This window comes from Rhodococcus sp. GQ147 (assembly GCF_059759155.1).
In genome coordinates this window covers 1-23,640 of the sequence record NZ_JCAXDU010000024.1, presented here as the reverse complement: position 1 = coordinate 23,640, position 23,640 = coordinate 1, and the positions used below count along the sequence as shown (strand labels likewise).

Here is a 23,640-nt window from a genome sequence, read left to right as displayed (position 1 = left end):
GTCTACACGGATGCAGGTCTACCTGTCACGGTGCGTTTCCGGCCTCAGGGTCGACTGCCGTCAGCGCGGTGATCAAGGTCCGACTCGGCCGCATTACGGCCACGGTCTTGTCCCTGTCCGGCCGGTAGTAGCCGCCGATGTCGACCGGCGCGCCCTGCACCTCGTTCAACTCTCGCACGATCGTGTCCTCGTCCCTGGCCAGTGCCTCGGCCAGCGGGGCGAACTGTTCTGCGAGTTCCGGATCCTCGGTCTGCGCGGCAAGTTCCTGTGCCCAGTACATCGCGAGGTAGAACTGGCTGCCCCGGTTGTCGAGCTCGCCGACCTTGCGCGACGGGCTCTTGTTCGTCTCCAGCAGCTTGCCGGTCGCTGCATCGAGCGCGTTCGCCACGATCTTGGCGCGCTCGTTGCCGGTCTTGATGCCGAGGTCCTCCAGGCTTACGGCCAACGCCAGGAACTCACCGAGCGAATCCCAGCGCAGGTGGTTCTCCTCCACCAACTGCTTGACGTGCTTGGGCGCCGACCCGCCGGCGCCCGTCTCGTAGAGGCCGCCACCCGCCATCAGCGGCACGATCGACAGCATCTTGGCGCTCGTACCGAGCTCGAGGATGGGGAACAGGTCGGTGAGGTAGTCACGCAGGATGTTGCCGGTCGCGGCGATGGTGTCCATTCCGCGGTTCAGCCGCTCCAGCGTGTACCGCATCGAGCGCACCTGCGACATGATGTGGATGTCGAGGCCATCGGTGTCATGATCCTGCAGGTACAGCTCGACCTTCTTGATCAACTCGTTCTCGTGGGGGCGGTACGGGTCGAGCCAGAACAGGACCGGCATACCGGAGTTGCGTGCCCGGGTGACCGCGAGCTTGACCCAGTCGCGGATCGGCGCGTCCTTGACGGTGCACATGCGCCAGATGTCACCCGCCTCGACGTGCTGGGTGAGCAGCACCTCACCGGTCTCGGCATCGACGAAGTTGGCCTCGCCCGCCTCCGGAACTTCGAAGGTCTTGTCGTGCGAGCCGTACTCCTCGGCCTTCTGCGCCATGAGACCGACGTTGGGAACGGTACCCATGGTCGTCGGGTCGAACGCGCCGTTGGTCTTACAGAAGTTGATGATCTCCTGGTAGATGCGCGCGAAAGTGGACTCCGGCATGACCGCCTTGACGTCCTTGGGTCGTCCGTCGGCGCCGTACATCTTGCCGCCCGAGCGAATCATTGCGGGCATCGAGGCATCCACGATGACATCGCTGGGGGAATGGAAGTTGGAGATGCCGCGTGCGGAATCGACCATGGCCAATTCGGGACGGTGCTCATGGCAGTTGTGCAGGTCCTGCTTGATTTCGTCGCGCTGCGTACTGGGCAGCGTCTCGATCTTGTCGTACAGGTCGCCGAGACCGTTGTTGACGTTGACGCCCAATTCGTCGAACAGCTTCTGATGCTTGGCGAAGGCGTCCTTGTAGAAGGTCTTCACCGCGTGGCCGAAGACAATGGGGTGCGAGACCTTCATCATCGTCGCCTTGACGTGAAGGGAGAACATCACGCCCGTCTTGCGCGCATCCTCCATCTGCTCCTCGTAGAACTCGAGCAACGCCTTCTTGCTCATGAACATGCTGTCCATGATGTCGCCCTCACCCAGCTCCACTTCGGGCTTGAGGACGATCGTCTCGCCATCCTTGGTGACCAGCTCCATCCGGACCTTGCGCGCCCGGTCCAGCGTCATCGACTTCTCGCCGTGGTAGAAGTCGCCGTGCCGCATGTGCGCGACGTGGCTGCGTGAGGCCATCGACCACTCGCCCATGCTGTGCGGGTGTTTACGGGCGTACTCCTTCACCGCCCGGGGTGCGCGCCGATCGGAGTTGCCCTCACGCAGGACAGGGTTGACCGCACTGCCGAGAATCTTGCCGTAGCGCTCCCGGATGGCACGCTCTTCGTCCGTCTTCGGGGCGTCCGGGAAATCCGGGACCTGGTAGCCCTTGCTCTGCAGTTCCTTGATGGCAGCCAGGAGCTGCGGCACGGACGCACTGATGTTGGGCAGCTTGATGATGTTGGTCTCGGGCAGTTGCGTCAGACGACCCAGCTCGGCCAGGTTGTCCGGGACGCGCTGCTCTTCCGTGAGGTGCTCGGGGAACTCGGCCAGGATCCGCGCCGGCACCGAGATGTCGCTGGTCTCGACCTCGATGCCCGCGGCTCCAGCGAAGGTACGCACGATCGGCAGGAAGGCGTAGGTCGCAAGCAACGGCGCCTCGTCGGTCAACGTATAGATAATGGTCGACTGCTTGTCGGCGCTCATTCTTGTCTCGACTCCCTACGTCGGTCCGGTCCGCCTCACGAAATGCTCCGCGTGCGGGATTGCATCGGGTATCAGGCTACGTGCGAGAACTCGAGAACGACATTTACTCGCCGGTAACTCGAACTCCGCCGACAGGCTTCGACGGCCCCTCGGGCGCCCAACCGTCGACCTCATGTCCGCTCGCGACCGAGAACGCCGCAGTCCTGCGAGCCACCGCTTCGATGGCCCCTCGACCTGTCGTAACGCGGGTGCGACCGGCGCACAGCATCGCCGCCAGGAAAGAAGTCTTCACAAGCAGTGGGAAGACTACTGTCACAAGCGATTCCGTTGTCGAACCGGACTGCGATCCCTCGTCCGTCCGATCGCGGCTCGAATGCCGACGCCGGAAGATGCTGTCGGCGGGGACGATCGTTCCGTCGAGAATCGAGGTTCGTCGATCGTTGCTTGGGGGAGACGACCGCGGACCCGAGAGGGAACCGCACGCCTGCGTCCCGATGAAGTACTTCACATTTCTCGCCGACGACTCGACCCGAGCGTTTACCGACAGGAGCCCGCCACTACTCCGACATCAATCGCAGGCGGGCGCGGGAACATCCTCGAACAGCGGCGACCCGATCGGCACGAGGTACACCACGTCGAGGATCACCGGTTCCGTGCCGAGATTGCGACCGACGTGCAGATGGTCCGGACCCGAGGGCTCGTTGATGAAATCGCCGGTCTCGAACATGACAGGCTCGCAGTCTCCTTCAGGATGCGTCAAGGTGCCGGCCCGCACGATGCCGAGCACGGGACCATCGTGATAGTGCCAACCGGTGCTACCGCCCGGTTCGATGGTGATCTCCCGGGCCACGGCGTGCACGCCGTCGGGTACGAACGGCAGCAGTCCCGGTGGCACCTCGATGTCCACCCATGTCACCCCTGAGATGCCCTCGCTCGGAGTGGCGTAGGCCCACCCGGGTATCGCCACCGCTACTGCACATGCCGTCGCCGCGAGTACACCCTGCACAGAGCGCTTCATGCGCACGGACGCTACCGTCTACATGACACTGCTGCAGGACAGCTCGCATTGCGACCCGCTCGCCTGCACCCGCGTCACTGTCGCCGGGTACGTCGAGCGGCCCGAAGGCGAGGAACTGGCCGCCGCGCGCGAAGCCCACCTGGCCGCTGTCCCCGGGACCCGCGTGTACATCGATTTCACCGACTTCACGCTCTGGGTTCTTCGGGTTCGGCGCGTGCGCTGGGTCGGTGGGTACGGGCGGATGGATTCGGCCACCGCCGAGGACTATGCCGAAGCATTGCCGGATTCTGTGACCCCGTCGGCAGCTCGTGCGATCGCGCATCTCAACGACGATCACGCCGACGCGCTGCTGGCGATGGCCCGGAAGCTCGGCGGGTTCCCGGATGCGGCGGCGGCAACCTGTGTCGGAGCGACCGATACGGCCTCGACCTCGATGTCACCACGCCGCGTGGGCGAGCCATGACGCATGCCGGCTATCTGTCACCGCCCGACTCCGACTACGAATTGCGCTCAGCAACAGTTGCTTTGGCTCGCGCGGCGCACCGCCAGACCGTCGTGGACACGTCCGTCTGCATCGACGTCGGCGGCGAGGGCGACACGGTAGTCGAGTCCCGCCTCGTTCACCGTGACGCCGACAGGTGCAGGTCGTGCCGGGCGGCGAGCGCGAGGGCGTCGGTGACATCGAAGGGTCTCATGCGGTTCACGCTCTCTTCGCTGCGTCGTTCCGGTCTACCGATATCCTCGGACGGTCGTGGCGGCCCACGTGCTGCTACAGGCGGGGAACAGGTCGGCCCCACACGCGTGTCCTGCCCGGGAATCGCCGCCCACTCGTGGCAATGTCCACAGAATGCATCCGTACGACCAGGGGTTCGAGCCTCCGCAAGCGTGCTCCGAGTGGTGCCGGGCACGCTCGTTCGACCTGCAGGTGCTCGACGAGGGCGTCACTGTCGACCTGAAATGGTGGAACAGCCACCTCGAACGGACCGGGCACGATATCCGCCTCCGGGGACGGAATCTCGACGGACGGATCATCGACGACGGCGACGCGATCGTCCAACGCAACGACCTCCGCCTCGACAGTGAACTGATCGAAGCCGACCACGCCGGTCTGGGGCTGTTGTTCCTGTGCGCGGCCTGGCGCAGCGCACATCCGCGACGACGCGGTGCCCGACGTTTTCCGGACGTCCGCGACGCACACGCCCCGAAGGACCGGGACCGGTTCACCAAGATCAAGGGAGCCCTCGACTACTGCGCGAAGACCAAGTCGCTACCCGACACCGCGCGGCAGACCTGGTCCGGATGGCCGGACACCCCCGGCGTCGGCGTATCGCTCCTGGCGACCTATCTGTGGGCGGTCGAGGTGCGGACCGAGGCGGGCCCGGCGCAACTTCTCGATCAGCACGCGGTGTCGACGCTCATCCACGAAGGGTGGCTCGAGGATCCGTCGGTCGCCGACTTCACGCTGCGGCGCTATCACCGGTACCTCGAACTCCTCAACATGTGGGCGTCGTTGATCGCCACGCGTCCGGAGATGGTCGAGATGTGGCTCGTCGACCGGTGGCACGCCCGAATCTGCGAAGCCCGGGACGGGTCGCACGCGACTCCGCGATTGTTCTGATCCTCTTGGGCGTCGCGGTGAGGCCGCCCGAATCGTCCCGTGGAGGCTGATGCACACTCGCAGAATGGGGTCACCGACTACGACGAGCATCACCATGACGACCGGCGCGCAGCCGATTCCACAGCCGCGATGGAGACTTCCGCTGGTGGGTGATCTGCTCAGCATCGACGTGGCCAAGCCGGTTCAGCGTGAGATGCAGATGGCACAGGAACTCGGTGGGATCTTCGAACGCAAGATCCTGCAGCACCGGTTGATCGTGGTCTCGGGCGCCGATCTGGTGCGCGAGGTCAACGACGAGGAGAAGTGGGCGAAGTTCCTCGGCAAGCCGCTGCGCAAGCTTCGCGTCATCGCCGGCGACGGACTGTTCACCGCGTTCAACTCCGAACCGAACTGGAGCAAAGCCCACAACATCCTCGGGCCTGGCTTCAGCCAGGCCGCGATGCGTGGCTATCACGACTCGATGCTCACCGTCGTCGACCGACTGGTCGACAGCTGGGACAGCGCAGCGGCCGACGGCGAGTATGTGGACGTGCCGAAGAGCATGACGTCGCTGACCTTCGACGTCATCGGCCGGTGCGGCTTCAGCTACGACTTCGACTCGTTCGGCCGCACTGAACCCGATCCGTTCATCGCGGCGATGAGCCGGGCGCTCGAGTACATCAACCGTTCGTCGAACGACATCCCCATCCTCCGGGCCCTGTTCGGCCGCAGTGCCAGGGAGCAGCATGAACACGACATCGCGCTGATGCAGGAGACGGTCGATCGCATCGTCGAGGAGCGGATGCGCTCCGGTGGGCAGCACGGCGATCTGCTGGATCTGATGATGCACACCGTCGATCCCGACACCGGCGAGCAGCTCAGTCCGGAGTCGATCCGCAATCAGGTGCTGACCTTCCTGGTCGCGGGTAACGAGACCACTGCGGCCACCCTGGGGTTCGCGGTCCATTTCCTGAGCCGACATCCCGAGGTGGTGGCGAAGGCGCGGGCCGAAATCGCCGAGGTGGTCGGTGCCGACGGCCGGATCGGGTACGAGCAGGTCGCCAAGCTGCGGTATGTGCGGCGGGTGGTGGACGAGACGCTGCGGTTGTGGCCGGCCGCCCCGGGTTATTTCCGCAAGGTGCGTGGTGAGACCACCCTCGGCGGACGGACGCTGCCGAAGGGTTCGTGGGTGTTCGTGCTGTTGCCGCAACTGCACCGCGACCCGCTGTGGGGCGACGATCCCGAGCGGTTCGACCCGGATCGATTCGAGCCCGAGGCCGTGCGGAAGCGGCCGGCGCACATCTTCAAACCGTGGGGCACCGGCATCCGGGCGTGTATCGGTCGGCAGTTCGCGCTGCACGAGGCGGCGCTCACGCTCGCGTCGCTGATCCGGCGGTACGACTTCGCTCCGGAACCGGGCTACGAACTCGACGTTCACGAGGCGATCACATTGAAGCCCCGTGACCTACGGGTGCGGCTCTCCCCCGCCTGATCCGTCGCGTCGCCCCGGCAAGAGGGACGGCGGTCGGGTCGTCGACAGAGGCTGGCCGATCGGTGGCGACGAGCACGGCGATCCTTCCGATCATGCACTGAAAGACCACACGTCATCGCTCTATGCTCGGACGATGTTCCTTCTCTTCGGCTTCGGCACCAAGCGACAGAATCTCGGTCCAGGGCAGAACCGGACGTGTCCGCGCTGCCACAACACCACGCAGTGGCTCCGGATCCGGGAGTCCAAGCAGTTCACGCTGTTCTTCGTGCCGGTCGCGCGGTGGGGCCGCCGACAGTTGGAGCAGTGCGGGATCTGCGGTACCGCCGTGGAGATGTGAGCCCGGTCAGTCGGGATCGGCGAAGGCCACGAACGTCCTCGGCTGCCGTTCGGAGACGTGCCGTCATCCAGGCACCGCCCGCCTCCGGCGTGCAGACCGTGACCGAACCGTTATAGTCGGCGTCGTGACTACAGTTCTCGGTGTCTCGGTCGGTGCCAGCGCGGTGCGCTTTGCGCGACGTGACACCGGGAGCCTCGACAGCCTCGTCTTCGGATCCCACTCGATGCCCGCCCTGCTCGACCGGCCGGCCGAGCTGGCCGCGGAGTCCATCGAGACGATGCTCGCCGAAACCGACGAGATCGAGCAGGTGCGCGCCATCGGCGTCGCCTACCAGAACGAGACGCAGGCCGATTTCGTCCAGGGCGCGATGAGCCGCCTGGACATCGACAACTTCCGGCTCGTCCCGGAAGTGACCGCCGCGCTCGAAATGCTGGAAACCACAGGAGATCTCGACGACCACGAGACACTCGTGTTCTACGACCTCGGCAGCTCGGGCCTCACCGTCACCGTCGTCGATCGGGGCACCCGCATCGCATTGAGCACGGCACGCTCGGACCGGATCAGCGGCGACCTCGTCGACCACCTGATCTACGACCACCACGTCGAACTGCAGCGCTTCGCCGAGCCGGCCGACATGGCGGCGCAGCGGGCCCTCACCGCCCGGTGCCGCGACGCGAAGGAGCAGCTGTCCTCGAAGGACGCGGTGTGCATGCCCGGCGAGGGGGGTCTGCTACTGCTCTCGCAGGCCAGCTTCGATTCGCTCATCGACGGACCCGTGAAGGCCTCGGCCCGCCTCACCCTCGACGTCATCCGCCGCTCGGGACGCACTCCCGACGCCGCGGTGCTCATCGGAGGCGGAGCGAACATTCCACTGGTCACCGCCGTGATGGAGTCGTGGCTCGACATTCCGGTGATCGTGCCCTCGCAGCCCGAACTCGTGGCGGCGGAAGGCGCGGCGCTCCTCGCCCGCCCGGACACTGCGAAGGTCGTCGAGACGGCGGAGTTCGCTGCGCCGACGGAGTTCACCGAGACCGTACAGTTCGCCCCGCAGCTGGTCGCGCCGGACGCACCGACCGCAAGCTTCGCTGCCCCCGACATCCGGCAGGAGACCGAGACGCCCGCGCAGCCGCGGAACCGTCGACGCCTCCTGCTCGCCGGTGGTGCCGTCGTCGGCGCAGCGGCGATCGGCCTCGGTGTCGACCTGCTGCAGAATTCCGGTCGCGATCCGCAGCCCACCTCCACGCACCAGGAGACGCAGGAGCCACCGGCAGCGGAACCGCGGCCCATGACCACCACGGACGCATCGCCCGCGCCGGAAACCGTCCCGGCAGTGTCGGACGAGCAGTCGACGGCCATCGATCGCAGCGAGACCCGCACCACCTACCGGCCGCAGACGACGGCGGAGACCTCCGCGCAGGTCCCCGTCACCACCGGCGCGCAGGACGATGCGGCAGCCGACACCTCGGTGCCGTCACTCGAACCGGAGCCGGCCCCGATGGTCCCCGGGCTCCCCCAGTTCGAGCTGCCGACGCTGCCGCCGCCTCCGCAGATCCAGCTCCCGCAGCTGCCCAGCATTCCCGGGTTCTGATCAATCAGCCGCAGACCGCCGGGGTGCGGCGCGCCGTCTCCGGTTCCGGATGAGGCAGCAGTCGCTGCCACCACCGGGCCACCCGCGGACTAGGAATCAGTCGCGCGATATGGAACCGGTTCGTCTCGGGTCCGGTGCGAACCGGCGACGCGGGCGGCAGGATCCGCTTCCGCGGAGGCGGACGGCCGGGGACTGACCGTGGCCGCGGAGACCTTCGAGGCGCTGGGGGCACTCGCCGACGCGGCCGATGCCCACGCCCTGGCCCCGATCACGTACCGCGACCACGCCGACACCCAACGGTCCGTCGAAGCCGCCGCCGCGGCCGCGGCACTGGCTGCGCGATGCGATCACGCCTCGTCGCCTGCGCTGGACGAAGCGGCCCGCCCACTCCCCCTGACCAGCCGGGAACGGGAGTTCGCCGCAATGGTCACCGCCGGGCTGTCCAACCGGCAGATCGCCGACCGGCTCGTGGTGCCGGTCGGCACCGTCGAGGGGCACATCTACCGGGCGTGCACCGAACTCGACGTCTCCGACCGCACGGAGCTCGCCGAGTTGATGCGCGACACTGGCCGGCGCTAGCGCGACCTCCGGTTCATCCCATCGACTTCGATCCGTCGAGGGACTCGCGGATGATGTCGGCGTGGCCGGCGTGCTGCGTCGTCTCGGCGACGATGTGCAGCAGCGCGCGACGCACCGACCAGGCGTCCTCGATGTTCCAGGGGGCCTTGGGGAGTTCGTGGACGACGTCCAGCGACGGCAGCGTGCGCACCAACTCGTCGGTTCGGGCCGCCACCTCGTCGTAAGCGCGCAGCGCACCTTCGAGGGTCTCACCGGGCTGCAGCTGGAAGTCCTTGTCGCGTTCGGCGAAATCCTCTTCGGTCCACTCGGTGAAATCCTTCTCCATGTAGTCGGCTCCGACCACGAGGAAATCCGCCCAACCCCGCTCGACCTCGGTGACGTGCTTGATGAGACCACCGATCGTCAAGTTGCTCACCGTCGTTCGCTGCGACGCCTGTTCGGTGGTGAGATCGCGGGCCGTGAACCGCAGGAAGTGCCGAGCGTGGGCGAGGCTCGACAGCATATCCCGGCGTTCCTGGTCGAGGGTCGGGGTGGCGTTCCGGGTGGTGGTGCTCTCGGTCATCGGGTGCTCCTCGTCGTCGTGATCCGGCAAGATCTACGCTACGAGCCATTGGTGCCAGTTCCTGTCACTTATAGGTCGGCAGGTGCGGAAGAATGAGGTCATGTCCGACACGAGCTCCCGCATCCTGCGGCTTCTATCGCTGTTGCAGACCCACCGCTACTGGCTCGGCGCCGAACTCGCCGACCGGATGGGCGTCTCGTTGCGCACCCTGCGCCGCGACATCGAACGGCTCCGCGATCTCGGATATCCGGTGCGGTCCGATCGCGGGGTCGGCGGTGGGTATCAGCTCGCGCCGGGCGCGTCGTTGCCACCACTGGCTCTCGACGACGACGAAGCGGTCGCGCTCGCGGTCGGCCTCCTCACCGCGGCCCAGACCTCGATCACCGGGATCGCCGAGATCTCCGTGCGCGCGCTGGCCAAGGTCATCCAGGTGATGCCGCCGCGACTGCGACGCCAGGTGGAGGCGATCGATGGGGCGACGGTCTCCGCCGATATCCCCTGGGCGACCCGCGCGACCGATTCGCAGCAACTCGTCACCGTCGCGCGCGCCTGCCGCGACGACGAACGCATCGTCTTCGAGTACACCGCCGCCGATGGCACCGCGACGGGCCGGCGCGTCGAACCCCGGCAGCTCGTCTCCCTCGGGCGACGCTGGTATCTCGTCGGCTACGACCTCGACCGCGGTGACTGGCGCAGCTTCCGGCTCGACCGCATGGCCGAGACCACGGCCACCGGGATGCGTTTCCGACAACGCGAGCTGCCCGGCGGCGACGCCGCGGCCTTCGTCGAACGCGGCATCCGCAGCCGCTCCCAGGTGAAGGTCAGCGCCGAACTGGAGGCGTCGGAGCACGAGGTGCGCCGCCGGATCGGTCAGTGGGCCGAGGTGATCGCGATCGACTCCGAACGGTGCCGGATCGAGGTGGACGCCGACAGCATGGACTGGGCGGTATTCGCCGTGGGTATGTCCGGTGGGCGGCTGCTCGGCGCGTCGCCACCGGAGTTCGTCGAGTACCTGGAGAACTGGTCGAATCGGCTGGTCACCGCCGACGAACACTCGAAGTGACCATCCATCCGGCGCTATGACACATCCCACAACCGGCCGGGGATCGGAATGCCGTCGGGGGTGGGGTGGTTGCGCCACCCATGGATCTGTTCACACCCGTAGCCCTCGGAGACCTCGAACTCGCGAACCGCATCGTCATGGCCCCGCTGACCCGCCTGCGTGGTGGTTCGGCCGGTGTACCCGGAGACCTGATCGTCGAGCACTACCGTCAGCGGGCGAGTGCCGGCCTGATCATCACCGAGGGAACCTATGTGAACTTCGAATCGCAGGCCTTCGTCGGTCAGCCCGGCATCGTCACCGACGAGCAGGTCGCCGGCTGGCGTCGCGTCGCCGATGCCGTGCACGAGCGCGACGGACGCGTCGTGCTGCAGTTGATGCACGGCGGCCGCGTCACGCATCCCGACGTCAACGGTGGCCGGCGTGTCGTCGGGCCGAGCGCGATCGCCATCGACGGCCAGGTGCACACCGAGCAGGGCAAGCAGCCCTACCCTACGCCGCACGCGCTGACCATCGACGAGATCCCGTCCGTCGTCGATGATTTCGTCGCCTCGGCTCGCCGCGCGATCGATGCCGGATTCGACGGCGTCGAGGTCCACAGCGCCAACGGCTACCTGTTGCACGAATTCCTCTCCCCTGCATCGAATGTGCGGGACGACGAGTACGGCGGTTCGGTGGAGAACCGGATCCGCCTCGTCGTCGAAGTCGTGAAGGCCGTGTCGGCGGCAGTCGGCGCCGGACGTGTCGGGTTGCGGATCTCTCCCGAGCACAACATCCAGGACGCAGTCGAGACCGATCGCGACGATGTGCGTGCTGTCTACGGCTCTCTGGTCGACGCCCTGCAGCCCCTGGGCCTGGCGTATCTGTCGGTCCTGCACAAGGAGCCGACCGGAGATCTGGCGCAGGAGCTCCGGAAGCGTTTCGGCGGCAAGGTGATCGCCAACAGCGGTTTCGGCTCGCCGACCACGCGTGACGAGGCCGTGCAGCTGATCGACGATTCGCACGCAGACGCCGTGGCCGTCGGCCGCGCGCTGATCGCCAATCCCGACCTGGCCGAGCGCTGGCGGGACGGGCATCCGGAGAACGCACCGCGTCCGGAGCTGTTCTATGCATCCGGAGCCGAGGGGTACACCGACTACCCGTTCCTGCAGACCGTCTGAGCGTAAGCCCTACGAGGCGCTCGGATCCTTGCGCGCCGAACCGTTTCTCGCCGCTGCTGTAGCGCGGGCGAGCCTCGGTTCGGCGCGCGAGGTCGTTTCGGTCTCCCGAGACAGGTCGGGCATCATCCGTTCGAGCACCGGCCGCCAGCGCGCCACATCATCCGGGAAACACGTGCTCAGCAGCTCGACCATCGCCGACGGAGCGATCGAAGCGCCGGGCGACGCCCCGAGCAACCCGGCGATGCTGCCGTCCGCGCTCGCCACGACCTCGGTGCCGAAGGTCAGGACCCCGACCCTGCGACGATCGGGTTTGACGAGCTGAGCTCGTTGCCCCGCGTCGATCAACTCCCAGTCGGACTCCCGCGCCTCGGGACAGAATCGCTGCAGCTGCCGGAACTTCCGCGCGCGGGACGCGAGCAGCTGGCCGACGAGATAGCGCACCAGCGACAGATTCTGCAGGCCCACCGCCACCAACGGGGCGATGTTGTGCAGGCGCAGGGTGGTGAACAGATCGGTGAGCCGGCCGCGTGTGAGCAATCTCGTGCTGAACGTGGCGTACGGCCCGAACATCAACCACTCGCGGCCGTCGACGACCCGCTTGTCGAGATGCGGCACCGACATCGGTGGTGCTCCCACGTCGGCCTGGCTATAGACCTTCGCTGCATGCTGGGACACCACGTCGGGCTCGCCGGTGCGCAGGAACTGCGCGCCGATGGGAAAGACGGCGAAACCTCGCACCTCCGGGATCCTGGCCTTCTGCAAGAGTTTCAGGGCGTACCCGCCGGCGCCGACGAACACGAACCGGGATCGGACCGAGAACCGTCCCGTCTTCGTGTGCCCGGAGACGGTCCACCGCCCGTTGGCGGCGCGGCGCAGTCGTGTGACCTCGTGTCCGGTACGAAGCTCGACGCCACGACGACGCGCGTCCGACAGCAGTCGGTGTGTCAGGGCACCGAAGTCGACGTCGGTGCCCGCCTCGTAGCGCGTGGCGGCGACCGGTTCGGAGCCCGAGCGACCGGTCATCACCAGCGGTGCCCACCGCGCGATCGCGTCGGGGTCCTCGCTGTACTCCATGGCCGAGAACAGCGGCGAGCGTTGCAGGGTGGCGTGCCGCTGTCGCAGATAGTCCACATCGCGTTCGCCGAAGACGACGTTCATATGCGGTGTCACGTTCACGAACGTCGCCTCGCCCGGGTCGTCGAGGGACTGCCAGAACTGCCGTGAGATCCGGAACTGTCCGCCGATCTCCTCGGCCCGGGTCGAATCCGCGGGATCGGGCATGTAGTTCAGTTCGCACAGACCTGCGTGGCCGGTGCCCGCGTTGTTCCATGGGGCGCTGCTCTCGGCCGCGACCTCGTCGAGTCGTTCCAGGACGAGGATCGACCGATCGGGTTCGAGCCGTGTCAGCAGTGCACCCAGTGTTGCCGACATGATGCCGCCGCCGATCAGGACGGCGTCGTACTCCTGGTCGCCGTACTGTGCTCCGTCGGCAGAATGCCTCCGATCCACCATCATTCACCTGCTTTCGCCGTTGTCGACCTTCAGCGTGCCCCCTTCCGATTCATCCGGCCAATGAGATCTTGCAGGCAGTACCATGCAGATATGGATTGGTATGTGACGCCCGAGACCGCAATGGTCGCCCCGCTGCTCGTCGCCTTCGACGCCGCGGCGCGCGAAGGTCACATCACGCGCGCGGCGGATCTGCTCGACGTTCCCCAGTCTTCCGTCAGTCGCCGCATCCGGGCACTCGAGAAGGCAGTGGGTGTGACGTTGTTCCAGCAGTCCGGGCGAGGGGTCGTGCTGACGACTGCCGGGAGGGAGTTGCACGAACGCACCCGGCATCTGGTCCGCGAACTCGACGGTGCGATCACCACGGTGCGTGAGCACGCCGATCCCGACCACGGCCTCGTCCGCTTCGGGTTCCCGCTCACCCTCGGGCCGGTGAGCATCCCGTCGTTGCTGGCCGAGTTCCACCGACTGGCCCCCGGCGTCCGGTTGCATCTGGTCCAGGCACACGGTGAAGAGCTCGCGGAGATGGTTCGCGACGGCCGGCTCGATCTCGCCGTCATCATCCCTCCACCGGAGGATCTGCCGGTCACCGTGCTCGCGCAACAGCGACTGTTGCTCCACCTCCCGAGCAGCCATCGACTCGCCGGCCGTGCCCGCCTCGACCTGCGCGATCTCGCGGACGATCACTTCATCGCCAGCCCACCCGACTATCACATCCGCAGAGAACTCGAATCAGCTTGCGAAGAAGCAGGATTCGAACCATACATCGCGTTCGAGATCAGCGAGTTCGAAACGATCCGGGCACTGGTCGCCCAGGGCCTCGGTGTCGCACTGCTGCCTCGCTCGGAAACGCCTGTGCCCGGAATCGTGACCGTGCCGGTCGCCGGAATCGCGAATCGCACCATCGGATTGACGACCGGGACGAGGACGCCGTCCCCGGCGGTCGCGCGACTGCACGCTCACATCGCCGGGCACGCCGATAGATTCGACGGTCGCCGGCTCGATTCGTAGGTATCGTCCATCGAACGCAAGACATGGCGCACAGCTTCGCGAGCCGTGCGCCATCTCCTGCGTCGCCGGTCCCGACAAGGCGCAAGTCCGGGTTCGAATGGTCGCCGGCGGGGTATGCCACACAGATGCGATCGCCCGCAAACAGTGGTACCCGACGCCGCTGCCTACCACCAGCAAGGCGGCGCACTGTGAGAACATGTTCGATCTGCGCCATCCGGGCAGGAGCCGGTAACGATCTGCGACGTGCTCCGGCCGATGCTGGGGCGGTTCCCGTTCGGTCGGCCGGTGAAGACCGATCCGCTCGGGCAGATCGACACCACATTCGACGATTCGGCAGACACATCGACCCCCGAGCCCGTCGTCGCCTTTCTCTGACCTACCTACCGTCGAGGAGTTCTCCATGACAGCAACAGATCTCGGTTCCAGTGCCACGTTCGCCGGGCAACCGGTCGCCTCCCAGTTCATCGATGGGCAGTGGCGCGAGGGACGCTCCGACCGCGTCCTGACCGACACCAACCCGTTCGACGACAGCGTGGTCGCCACGATCCGCCTCGCTTCCGCCCAAGACGTCGACGCCGCCTACACCGCTGCCCGGGCAGCACAGACCGAGTGGGCCGCGACCGCTCCCGCCGAGCGCGCCACGGTCCTGCGTCGCGCCGCACAGATCCTCGAGCAGCGCCGAGCCGAGATCATCGACTGGCTGGTCGCCGAGTCCGGCTCGACGCGGATCAAGGCCGATACCGAGGTCTCCCTGGCCATCGGCATCACGCAGGAGGCGGCGTCGTTCCCGTCCCGGGTCCACGGATCGATCTTCGATTCGAACACCCCGAACCGTGAGATGCGGGTGTACCGAAAGCCCATCGGAGTGGTCGGGGTGATCAGCCCGTGGAATTTCCCGCTGCACCTGTCGCAGCGATCGGTGGCACCGGCGTTGGCGTTGGGCAATGCCGCGGTGATCAAGCCGGCCTCGGACACTCCGGTGACCGGCGGCCTGTTGATCGCGCGGATCTTCGAGGAAGCAGGCCTCCCGGCGGGAGTGTTGTCGGTGGTGATCGGCTCCGGTTCTGAGATCGGCGATGCCTTCGTCGAGCATCCCGTCCCGCGGTTGATCTCCTTCACCGGCTCGACACCGGTCGGCAAGCAGGTCGGTGCGGTCGCCACCGGCGGTAAGCACCTCAAGAAGGTGGCACTCGAATTGGGCGGCAACGCACCCCTGGTGGTCCTCGACGACGCCGATCTCGACGCGGCCGTCGAGGCAGCGGTGACCGGGTCGTTCCTGCATTCCGGACAGATCTGCATGGCCGTGAATCGCATCATCGTGCAGGCGCCGGTGTACGACGATTTCCTCGGTCGGTTCACCCGAGCCGCGCAGGCCGTGTCCTACGGCGATCCGTCCGCAGACGGCACTTTGGTCGGGCCCGTCATCAACGATTCGCAGTTGAAGGGCCTCGAGGAGAAGATCGAGCAGGCCCGGGACGCCGGAGCACGCGTTGCGCTCGGTGGGGAGATCGACGGCCGGGTCGTGCCTCCGCACGTGTTCGTCGACGTCACGTCCGGTATGGAGATCGCCCGCGAGGAGATCTTCGGCCCGATGGTCGCGGTCCTACGCGCCGATGACGAAGCACACGCCCTCGAACTGGCCAACGACCACGAATTCGGTCTGTCCAGCGCGGTCTTCACGCAGAACATCGACCGGGGACTGCAATTCGCGCATCGGGTCGAGGCGGGCATGACGTTCATCAACGAGATGACCGTTCAGGACGAGGCACACGTGGCATTCGGTGGCGAACGCAACTCCGGTGTCGGACGATTCAACGGCGAGTGGGCGATCGAGGAGTTCACCACAGATCACACCATCGGCGTGACTCGGCTGGTCTAGGCACGCCGCAGCGCCCTCCGACTCCGATACAGCATTTTGCCGTCTGCACCCTGTCCAGCCTCGGGGTGCAGACGGCAAGCTGTCACAGAAGCCTCCTCGGTTGACGGTGAGAACGCCCGGGCCGGCGTGCCGTTGCGTTCGCTGCCTCCTCTTTGTAGGCTCCGTTCATGGCAGGATTGTTGACAATCCTACAAACCCGGAGGCGGCCGATGGAGTTCCCGAACCGACGCGCCCATATTCTCTGCGGTCCCCGATCCTGACGCGGCGCACGCGATGAACGACGACCAGCTCAACATAGGACAGCGCCCCAGCGTCTCCTGCACGGACGAGGACGTCCGGATTCGCGTCCTCGCCGACAGACTCCGGACACTGGGCGTCCCGGTCGACACCTCCACGCGTCGACGGGCCGAGTACTCTTACGACGCCTCCAACTACCGGGTGCCACCTTCGGCCGTGGTCTTTCCTCGGTCGGTGGACGACGTCGTGGCGGTGGTGACCGTCTGCGGCGACACCGGGATTCCGTTGGTCAGCCGAGGGGGCGGGACCTCGATGGCGGGCAATGCCGTCGGCCCCGGTGTGATCGTCGACTTCTCCCGGCACATGAACCGCATCCTCGAGATCGACGAGACGGCCGGTGTCGCCGACGTCGAACCGGGCGTCGTGCTCGCGACCCTCACGCGGGTGGCCGAGGACGCGTCCTCGGGCCGGACGACCTTCGCCCCCGATCCCTCCTCGAAGAACCGGGCCACGGTCGGTGGCGCGCTGGGCAACGACGCCTGCGGCAACCACTCGGTGCGCTACGGCCGCATGTCCGATCACGTCCACGAGATCGACCTCGTCACCGCCGACGGGTTCCGGCTCACCGCGGCGCAGCAAGGTCTGCGTGCCACCGATCCCGACGACGCGGCCGCTGCGGCGCGCGCGCAGCAGCTCGACGCCGAGCTCACCGCGCTGGCAGGCGAGCACCTGTTCGAGTTCCGCACCGAACTCGGGAGGATCCAACGGCAGGTCTCGGGTTACCACCTCGATCATCTGTTGCCGGAGAAGCGGTTCGACGTCGCCCGTGCGCTCGTCGGATCCGAGGGAACCTGCGCGGTGATCGTCGGTGCCCGCGTCGAGCTGGTTCCCCGCCCGTCCAGCGCGTTGCTGGTCTGCCTCGGCTACGACGATGTCGTCGACGCGGCCCGCGACATCGGAACCATCCTGGAGTTCTCGCCTGCGGCAGTCGAGGGTGTCGACGCGGCGATCGTCGAGACCATGCGGCTGCGTCGGGGCGAGAACTCCGTCCTCGGACTCCCGGTGGGAAACGCCTGGCTCTACGTCGATCTGGACGGTGACGACCCGGACTCCGTGGCCGCGGCCGCCGACGCACTGCTCGACACACTTCGCCGGAACGGCCGCCTCGTCGACGGTCGCGTCGCGGCCGACACCACCGAGCGTGCTTCCCTGTGGCGGGTGCGCGAGGACGGCGCCGGACTGTCCTCCCGCCTGGCATCCGGCGGCGAATCCTGGCCGGGCTGGGAGGATTCCGCTGTCGCGCCGGAGAACCTCGCCGATTACCTCCAGGACTTCCGCGCACTGCTCGACCGGCACGGTCTGCAGGGCGTGATGTACGGGCACTTCGGCGCCGGCTGCATGCACATCCGCATCACCTACGACCTGCGCACCGAGGAAGGCCGACAGGTCTTCCGCGAGTTCACGCACGAGGCCGCGCGGCTGGTGGTCCGTCACGGCGGATCGCTCTCCGGAGAACACGGCGACGGCCGTGCCCGCTCGGAACTGCTGCCGGTGATGTACTCCGCGCGGATGATGAGCGCATTCCGCGCCTTCCGCACGATCTGGGACCCGCAAGGCATCCTGAACCCGGGATCGCTGACCGACCCGGCGCGGATCGATGACGATCTGGCGTTGGCGGACGTTCCCGAACGCACCTGGCGTACCCACTACGACCTGCACCCGATCGAGGCGGTCCGTCCCGACGGCGCGCGGCCGCAACACACCCCCGCCCCGTGGGTGCACGCCGTCCAGGGCTGCATCGGCGTCGGACGATGCCGGGCCGACTCCGGTGGCGTGATGTGCCCGAGCTACCGCGCGACCCGCGACGAGAAGGACTCCACTCGGGGCCGGGCCCGGGTCCTGCAGGAGATGGTGCGCGGCGCCCGCACAATCGAGCAAGGCTGGAAATCCGAGGAAGTGCGTGAGGCACTCGATCTGTGCCTGTCGTGCAAGGCCTGCTCGACCGACTGCCCGGCCGGCGTCGACATGGCCACCTACAAATCCGAGTTCTTCTCGCACTACTACGACAGCACACGACGACCGGTGTCGCACTATTCGCTGGGGTGGCTGCCACGCTGGCTCCGCCTCACGGGGTTGGCAGCACCGCTGGTCAACGCGGTCCTGCGCACTTCTCTCGCCAAGCGCGCCGCCGCACTCGGCGGCATTTCCCCCGACCGGGTATTTCCGCCCTTCGCCTCCCGGCGGGCCTGGAAGAAGGCCGTGCGCGACGCACTACGTGGCCGGTCCGGTTCGACGCCGGTGGTGCTGTTCGTCGACACCTTCACTCGCGGGTTGCGGCCGGGGGTCGCCGGTGCCGCCGCCCGCGTGCTCGCCTCGGCGGATCAGCGGGTGATGAGCTGCTCCGCAGACGCGTGCTGCGGACTGACGTGGATCTCCACCGGCCAGCTCGACACCGCGAAGAAGAAGCTCTCCCACGCCGCCCGCACACTGGACGACGGCACCGACCGGCCGATCGTCGTCGTCGAGCCGAGTTGCGCCGCCGCCCTGCGCAAGGACCTGCCCGAGCTGGTGCCCACCGAGGCTGCGCGTCGCGTCGCCGCACGGGTCCACAGCTTCGCGTCCTATCTGGACACCATGGTGCGCAACGGCTGGACACCCGCCCCTGCACAACCGCTACCACACGAGATAGTGCTGCAGACCCATTGCCACGAGTACTCCGTGTTCGGCGCCGGAAGCCATCGCCGGATCCTGACCGCAGCGGGAGTCGACGACGTCCGCGACGCAGTCGGATGCTGCGGCGTGGCAGGAAACTTCGGATTCGAGAAACAACACCACGACATCAGCATGAAGGTCGCCGAGACCTCCCTCGCTCCGGCACTGCGCGCGGCCGACGACGACTCCGCGGTGGTCACCGACGGCTTCTCATGCGCGATGCAGGTTGCGCAGATCGACGTGTCCGCCCCGGGGCAACATCTCGCAGAACTTCTCGACCCCGGGCCACGAATGTCGATGAACAACACCATCTCCGAGGAGGAAAGCGCATGACCGATGCAACGATCGTCGGGACACGGGTGGGCGTCTCCGACGCAGCGTCCCGCGTCAGCACAGAATTGTTCATCGACGGTGAGTGGGTCGAGTCGACCACCGGCGAACGATTCGAGGTCGTCGCCCCGGCGACCGAGGAGGTCATCGCGACCGTCGCGAACGGCAACGCCGACGACGCCCGGCGTGCCGTCGAGACCTGTGCTCGCGTGCAGAAGCACTGGGCGAAGACCGCTCCGCGCGAACGCAGCGTGATCCTTCGCCGGGCCTACGAGCTCATCCTGGAGCGGCAGGACGAGTTCGCGACCGTCATGACCACCGAGATGGGCAAACCCTTCGCCGAGGCGAAGGGCGAGGTCGCCTACGCCGCGGAGTTCTTCCGGTGGTTCTCCGAGGAAGCCGTCCGCATCGGCGGCGATGTGACCAGCACCGGCGACGGCGCGACCCGCATCCTGGTGTCCAAGGAGCCGGTGGGACCGTGCGTCCTCGTCACGCCGTGGAACTTCCCGCTCGCCATGGGTACCCGCAAGATCGGACCCGCCATCGCAGCCGGATGCACCATCGTCTTCAAACCCTCGGAGCTGACGCCGTTGACCTCGCTGGCCCTGGTCGACGTGCTCGTCGAGGCCGGTGTGCCCAAGGGTGTGCTGAACGTCGTGCCCACCACCGCACCCGGGGAGGTCGTCTCGACCTGGATGTCCAGCGGTATTGCACGCAAGATCAGTTTCACCGGTTCGACCGCGGTGGGCATCCGGCTGCTCGAACAGGCATCCCAGCACGTGATGCGCAGCTCGATGGAGCTGGGCGGAAATGCCCCGCTCATCGTGTTCGAGGACGCCGATCTCGACCGGGCCGTCGACGGCGCGCTCGCCGCGAAGATGCGCAACATGGGTGAGGCCTGCACCGCCGCGAACCGCATCTTCGTGCACCGCGCGGTCGCCGATCGGTTCACCGAGAAGCTCGCTGCCCGTATGGATGCCCTCGCCGTCGGGGACGGCCTGGTCGAGGGCACCCAAGTCGGTCCGCTGGTCGAGGAGAAGGCTCTGACGAAGGTGGAACGTCTCGTCGCCGATGCCGTCGAACGTGGAGCGCGCGTGGTGTGTGGCGGCAGCCGGCCCGAGGGACCCGGCTACTTCTACCCACCCACCGTCCTCGCCGACGTGTCGAAGGACGCCGCGTTGATGAGCGAGGAGATCTTCGGGCCGGTCGCGCCCATCGTCGTCTTCGATACCGAGGACGAGGTCGTCGAGATCGCCAACAACACGCCCTGGGGACTGGCCGGATACATCTTCACCCAGGATGTCGACCGCAGTTTCCGTGTCAGCGAAGCGCTCGAGGTCGGCATGGTCGGGCTGAACACCGGCATCGTGTCCAACCCCGCGGCACCGTTCGGCGGCATCAAGGCATCGGGTCTCGGACGTGAGGGAAGCACCATCGGTATCGACGAGTTCCTCGGGGTCAAGTACGTCGCTGTTCCTCGTCGGTGACGCATGGTCTCACTGCGCCGCCGATCCTTGCGCGCCGAACCGTGTTTCGACGCAACTGCAACGCGCGCGAAGCCCTGTTCGGCGCGCAAGGTCGGTACGGTCTACCCGCGTAGGTCAGGAATCACCTGCTCACGCAACGGTTCCTGGTCGGCCGGCCGCAGTGCCGCACCACTTCGCGAGCGCGGCGTCGAGACCGTCCGTCGAGCCCCCCACCCATGCCACGTGCCCGTACGGGCGCACGAGCACAGCCGACGGCGCGTCCCCCTCACCGAGCAACGACAATCCCCAAGCGGCGTCGTAACGCGCCCACACGAGGTCGACGCATTCAGGACGATGCCCGGAATCGATTGGTGGACCGTCGGATTGCAGCAGAAGTGGGCGAGCCCGAACACTCGAACCGGCTTCTCCTCGGCAATGACGTCGAGATCCGGCATGCGTCGTCCCAGCAGCGGGTGTCTCTCACCGAGGTCGTAGGCGACGTCGAGGCCGGAGATCAACGTCGCGATCGGTGAGCCGGCATCGTCGACGCGGAGCACCTCGTCGATCAGATCGCGCAGGGCCTCCTAGCGCGAATCGGCCTTCTGGATGCCCAGGCCGACACCCAGTCCGCCGGTGGGGAGTTCCTCGGTGACCCGCACTTCGGCGATCAGGCTGCTACGTGTCGCAGCCGACCCCTCGAATCCGATCCCGGCCTCGCAGCGCACGACACTGCGCCCACCACGTACCGAGCCTGGTGCACCCGAAGGTCGCGGTGTTCACCGTTCGCCCCTCGGCAAGGAGGCGCCCGGCGATCCCACGATGATCGACGAGCGTCCCGGGTCAGCCCTCGATGATGCGCTTGATCGCGTCCAGGGTCGCCGGAATTCCGCTGCGGGCGGCCTGCTCCCGCGCGGCGATCCGGGCAGGTGCCTCCGCCCCCAACTTCTCGTGGAATAATTTCTGCCCTGCTTCGGTGAACTCCCAGGTCTCGGTCAGTTCCGTGCCGGCGTCGGTGGGCTTGATGACGTAGCTCCAGCGCACGAGGCCCGGGCCGACCGACCATGCGAATTCGCGGCCCGGGGAGGCGACGACGACCTCCGAGCGGGTCTCCCAGGTGCGTTCGGGGGTGACGTTCCGGCCGGTGAAGAAGGACCCGACCTCCGGGCCCTGCCCTTCGTCCCACCAGCACTCCGCGCAGACGGGCGACCATTCACCCGTGCGGGTGACATCGGAGACGAGGGCGTACACCTCGTCCGGGGTGGCGGAAACGACGACGGAGGACTCGAAGGTCAGAGGTGGGGTCTGCATGGCCACCATCCTGCCCTGTCCCGATCAGTGCGGCGCGACGCACCGGCCTGCCTACTCTCGCCGACGACTACGCAGGGACGGCTCTGGTCCCCACACGCGCGGGCACGGGTCCGGCCGCGACCAAGGTGAACGGCGTCCTTAACGGAAAATTGTCGTGAAGGGATTCCACCCAGAGTTTTCGCACCACACTGGCGAGGCCCAGGATTGCTTCGAGCATGGCGAAGTGATCTCCGATGCAGGTGCGTGGGCCACCACCGAACGGCAGATACTGCCACCGCGACCTGTCTACCGATCGCCCGGGGCGAACCGATCCGGGTCGAATTTCTCGGGCTCGTCCCAGAGCGACGGATCATGGTGGAGCGCGTAGGTGCCGACGATCGTATTCGTCCCGGCAGGGATACGGTGACCGTCGACCTCCACGTCGCGCATTGCCATTCGCGCGGCCGTCGCTGCGGGCGGACACATCCTCAGTGACTCATGGACTATCTGGACGGTGTAGGGCAGATCCCCGATATCGCTCGCGCGCAACAGGCGGTCTCCGATGGCTGCAGCCTCCCGCGCCACCCGCTCCTGCATCTCGCGATTGCGGCCGAGCTGCCACAAGCTGTAGGCGAGAGTGGTCGCGGTGGTGTCGTGACCCGCGAAGAGAAACGCGAGCAACTCGTCACGGATCTTCTCGTCGCTGAACGCTCTGCCAGTGACCGGATCAGTGAGCTCGAAGAACAGCTTGATCAATTCGGCGCCATTGCCAGCACCGCTCCGCGCGGCGTCCATCGCCTCGTCGAGCGTTTCGGTGACAACAGCCAACGAAACACGGAAACGATGACGGGCACGTGTCGGCAGCCATGTCGGGGTTCGTATCGGTTGCAGGGCACGTCGTCCCACGAATTGCACCACCTGTCCGAGTGGAACTCCGACAGCTTCGGATTTCTCGCTGAGATCCGTTCCGAAGAGTGACCGGCCAAGGACACGCAGGGTGAGTCGCCGGGTTTCGGTGTCGAGATCGATCGACCCGCCCTCGCTCCACTCTGCCGCCATCGTGTCGGCGACCTCGGCGATCCGGTCGGCGTAGACCGCTACGTGCTTCTTGGTGAACAAAGGCTGCAACGCACGACGGTGCGGCACCCACGAATCGTGAGGAAGATTGAAGAGATTGTCGCCGACCCACACCCGTCCCTCGACGTGGACGGTCATTTCCTTGTCGAAGGAACCGTCGAAACCGCCGAGAACATCGTGGGCGCCCTGCGGTGAGGTGACGATAGCGAAGGTCGGCGCCCACCGGGCAGGACCGATATGTACGAGGGTGACCGGCCCGCCTGCATCACGGAATTTCTCGGGACCGGTATCGAGATGTCGGAGTGCCCGGATGCGGTCGATCAAATGCATCGGCACGTCGGGCGCAATCGGAAAATCCTGGGCCTGTGCGCTTGTCCTGGCCATTCTCCGAGTGTGGTCCGCCTCGGACGGTCACACCAGACCCACTACCGAGTCATTGCGCAACCGCAACCTTG

Annotated in this window: 20 protein-coding genes and 1 pseudogene; 12 read left to right on the top strand and 9 right to left on the bottom strand. The window is 66.9% G+C overall.

Annotated features, from left to right (window positions below):
- Positions 1-25 precede the first annotated feature (25 nt).
- Both AC6CID_RS21855 and AC6CID_RS21850 read right to left on the bottom strand, forming a co-directional pair.
- Positions 26-2,284 carry an NADP-dependent isocitrate dehydrogenase gene (locus AC6CID_RS21855; RefSeq protein WP_024100900.1) on the bottom strand — a complete coding sequence of 753 codons (2,259 nt, stop codon included), beginning with the start codon at positions 2,282-2,284 and terminating at the stop codon, positions 26-28.
- 568 nt (positions 2,285-2,852) lie between these two features.
- Positions 2,853-3,302 (bottom strand): cupin domain-containing protein, encoded by a 450-nt coding sequence (locus AC6CID_RS21850; protein WP_064061039.1) that lies wholly within the window; start codon positions 3,300-3,302, stop codon positions 2,853-2,855.
- 49 nt (positions 3,303-3,351) lie between these two features.
- On the opposite strand from AC6CID_RS21850, the pseudogene AC6CID_RS21845 reads away from it, so the two are divergent.
- The 6 genes and pseudogenes from AC6CID_RS21845 to AC6CID_RS21820 all read left to right on the top strand — a co-directional run.
- A pseudogene (locus AC6CID_RS21845) lies at positions 3,352-3,842 on the top strand (DUF2470 domain-containing protein); the annotation flags it as partial.
- A 307-nt stretch (positions 3,843-4,149) separates the two neighbouring features.
- Entirely contained in the window at positions 4,150-4,920 is a 771-nt protein-coding gene (locus AC6CID_RS21840; RefSeq protein ID WP_498354454.1) for an 8-oxoguanine DNA glycosylase OGG fold protein, read from the top strand.
- 64 nt (positions 4,921-4,984) lie between these two features.
- On the top strand, positions 4,985-6,391 hold the full coding sequence (locus AC6CID_RS21835; protein ID WP_498354453.1) for a cytochrome P450: 1,407 nt from the start codon (positions 4,985-4,987) through the stop codon (positions 6,389-6,391).
- 133 nt (positions 6,392-6,524) lie between these two features.
- Positions 6,525-6,728, top strand: coding sequence for a zinc-ribbon domain-containing protein (locus AC6CID_RS21830; RefSeq protein ID WP_024100896.1), 204 nt, complete (start codon positions 6,525-6,527; stop codon positions 6,726-6,728).
- A 124-nt stretch (positions 6,729-6,852) separates the two neighbouring features.
- The gene (locus AC6CID_RS21825; RefSeq protein ID WP_498354452.1) at positions 6,853-8,316 is read left to right on the top strand and encodes a DUF7159 family protein; all 1,464 of its coding nucleotides are present in this window, start codon (positions 6,853-6,855) and stop codon (positions 8,314-8,316) included.
- 198 nt (positions 8,317-8,514) lie between these two features.
- Entirely contained in the window at positions 8,515-8,895 is a 381-nt protein-coding gene (locus AC6CID_RS21820; protein ID WP_498354451.1) for a helix-turn-helix domain-containing protein, read from the top strand.
- A gap of 13 nt (positions 8,896-8,908) precedes the next feature.
- On the opposite strand, the gene AC6CID_RS21815 is transcribed toward AC6CID_RS21820, so the two are convergent.
- Entirely contained in the window at positions 8,909-9,457 is a 549-nt protein-coding gene (locus AC6CID_RS21815; protein ID WP_498354450.1) for a DinB family protein, read from the bottom strand.
- A 100-nt stretch (positions 9,458-9,557) separates the two neighbouring features.
- Between AC6CID_RS21815 and AC6CID_RS21810 the strand changes: the two genes are divergently transcribed.
- Both AC6CID_RS21810 and AC6CID_RS21805 read left to right on the top strand, forming a co-directional pair.
- Complete coding sequence (locus tag AC6CID_RS21810) at positions 9,558-10,520, top strand: helix-turn-helix transcriptional regulator (RefSeq protein WP_217579813.1); 963 nt, start codon at positions 9,558-9,560, stop codon at positions 10,518-10,520.
- A gap of 80 nt (positions 10,521-10,600) precedes the next feature.
- The gene (locus AC6CID_RS21805; RefSeq protein WP_064060974.1) at positions 10,601-11,677 is read left to right on the top strand and encodes an alkene reductase; all 1,077 of its coding nucleotides are present in this window, start codon (positions 10,601-10,603) and stop codon (positions 11,675-11,677) included.
- A 9-nt stretch (positions 11,678-11,686) separates the two neighbouring features.
- Here the strand turns inward: AC6CID_RS21805 and mqo are convergent, their stop codons facing one another.
- Positions 11,687-13,192 carry a malate dehydrogenase (quinone) gene (mqo, locus tag AC6CID_RS21800; RefSeq protein ID WP_006552008.1) on the bottom strand — a complete coding sequence of 502 codons (1,506 nt, stop codon included), beginning with the start codon at positions 13,190-13,192 and terminating at the stop codon, positions 11,687-11,689.
- 87 nt (positions 13,193-13,279) lie between these two features.
- Here mqo and AC6CID_RS21795 point away from each other — a divergent pair, with 87 nt between their 5' ends.
- The 4 genes from AC6CID_RS21795 (at position 13,280) to AC6CID_RS21780 (ending at position 20,842) form a co-directional block, all read left to right on the top strand.
- Positions 13,280-14,197, top strand: coding sequence for a LysR substrate-binding domain-containing protein (locus tag AC6CID_RS21795; protein WP_064060972.1), 918 nt, complete (start codon positions 13,280-13,282; stop codon positions 14,195-14,197).
- Between the two features lie 400 nt (positions 14,198-14,597).
- Positions 14,598-16,076: an aldehyde dehydrogenase family protein gene (locus AC6CID_RS21790; protein ID WP_498354449.1), complete on the top strand. Its 1,479-nt coding sequence runs from the start codon at positions 14,598-14,600 to the stop codon at positions 16,074-16,076.
- A 273-nt stretch (positions 16,077-16,349) separates the two neighbouring features.
- The gene (locus AC6CID_RS21785; protein WP_498354448.1) at positions 16,350-19,358 is read left to right on the top strand and encodes an FAD-binding and (Fe-S)-binding domain-containing protein; all 3,009 of its coding nucleotides are present in this window, start codon (positions 16,350-16,352) and stop codon (positions 19,356-19,358) included.
- Positions 19,355-20,842, top strand: coding sequence for an NAD-dependent succinate-semialdehyde dehydrogenase (locus AC6CID_RS21780; protein ID WP_217579814.1), 1,488 nt, complete (start codon positions 19,355-19,357; stop codon positions 20,840-20,842). The genes AC6CID_RS21785 and AC6CID_RS21780 overlap by 4 nt, the downstream gene beginning before the upstream one ends.
- A gap of 129 nt (positions 20,843-20,971) precedes the next feature.
- On the opposite strand, the gene AC6CID_RS21775 is transcribed toward AC6CID_RS21780, so the two are convergent.
- The 5 genes from AC6CID_RS21775 to AC6CID_RS21755 form a co-directional block, all read right to left on the bottom strand.
- Positions 20,972-21,154, bottom strand: a complete 183-nt coding sequence (locus AC6CID_RS21775) for an aromatic-ring hydroxylase C-terminal domain-containing protein (RefSeq protein WP_498354447.1) — start codon at positions 21,152-21,154, stop codon at positions 20,972-20,974.
- A 251-nt stretch (positions 21,155-21,405) separates the two neighbouring features.
- Positions 21,406-21,546, bottom strand: a complete 141-nt coding sequence (locus AC6CID_RS21770; protein WP_006552001.1) for a hypothetical protein — start codon at positions 21,544-21,546, stop codon at positions 21,406-21,408.
- Positions 21,547-21,661: 115 nt separating this feature from the next.
- Positions 21,662-22,138: an SRPBCC family protein gene (locus tag AC6CID_RS21765; protein WP_498354446.1), complete on the bottom strand. Its 477-nt coding sequence runs from the start codon at positions 22,136-22,138 to the stop codon at positions 21,662-21,664.
- Between the two features lie 58 nt (positions 22,139-22,196).
- Positions 22,197-22,364, bottom strand: coding sequence for a hypothetical protein (locus AC6CID_RS21760; RefSeq protein WP_498354468.1), 168 nt, complete (start codon positions 22,362-22,364; stop codon positions 22,197-22,199).
- Between the two features lie 50 nt (positions 22,365-22,414).
- Complete coding sequence (locus tag AC6CID_RS21755) at positions 22,415-23,515, bottom strand: cytochrome P450 (protein ID WP_498354467.1); 1,101 nt, start codon at positions 23,513-23,515, stop codon at positions 22,415-22,417.
- Positions 23,516-23,640 lie beyond the last annotated feature (125 nt).

Excerpts from the sequence above, each read along its gene's own strand:
- AC6CID_RS21855 (WP_024100900.1), bottom strand. The coding sequence starts at position 2,284 with ATGAGCGCCGACAAGCAGTCGACCATTATCTATACGTTGACCGACGAG.
- AC6CID_RS21850 (WP_064061039.1), bottom strand. The coding sequence starts at position 3,302 with ATGAAGCGCTCTGTGCAGGGTGTACTCGCGGCGACGGCATGTGCAGTA.
- AC6CID_RS21840 (WP_498354454.1), top strand. The coding sequence starts at position 4,150 with ATGCATCCGTACGACCAGGGGTTCGAGCCTCCGCAAGCGTGCTCCGAG.
- AC6CID_RS21835 (WP_498354453.1), top strand. The coding sequence starts at position 4,985 with ATGGGGTCACCGACTACGACGAGCATCACCATGACGACCGGCGCGCAG.
- AC6CID_RS21830 (WP_024100896.1), top strand. The coding sequence starts at position 6,525 with ATGTTCCTTCTCTTCGGCTTCGGCACCAAGCGACAGAATCTCGGTCCA.
- AC6CID_RS21815 (WP_498354450.1), bottom strand. The coding sequence starts at position 9,457 with ATGACCGAGAGCACCACCACCCGGAACGCCACCCCGACCCTCGACCAG.
- AC6CID_RS21810 (WP_217579813.1), top strand. The coding sequence starts at position 9,558 with ATGTCCGACACGAGCTCCCGCATCCTGCGGCTTCTATCGCTGTTGCAG.
- AC6CID_RS21805 (WP_064060974.1), top strand. The coding sequence starts at position 10,601 with ATGGATCTGTTCACACCCGTAGCCCTCGGAGACCTCGAACTCGCGAAC.
- mqo (WP_006552008.1), bottom strand. The coding sequence starts at position 13,192 with ATGATGGTGGATCGGAGGCATTCTGCCGACGGAGCACAGTACGGCGAC.
- AC6CID_RS21795 (WP_064060972.1), top strand. The coding sequence starts at position 13,280 with ATGGATTGGTATGTGACGCCCGAGACCGCAATGGTCGCCCCGCTGCTC.
- AC6CID_RS21790 (WP_498354449.1), top strand. The coding sequence starts at position 14,598 with ATGACAGCAACAGATCTCGGTTCCAGTGCCACGTTCGCCGGGCAACCG.
- AC6CID_RS21785 (WP_498354448.1), top strand. The coding sequence starts at position 16,350 with ATGAACGACGACCAGCTCAACATAGGACAGCGCCCCAGCGTCTCCTGC.
- AC6CID_RS21780 (WP_217579814.1), top strand. The coding sequence starts at position 19,355 with ATGACCGATGCAACGATCGTCGGGACACGGGTGGGCGTCTCCGACGCA.
- AC6CID_RS21765 (WP_498354446.1), bottom strand. The coding sequence starts at position 22,138 with ATGGTGGCCATGCAGACCCCACCTCTGACCTTCGAGTCCTCCGTCGTC.
- AC6CID_RS21755 (WP_498354467.1), bottom strand. The coding sequence starts at position 23,515 with ATGCATTTGATCGACCGCATCCGGGCACTCCGACATCTCGATACCGGT.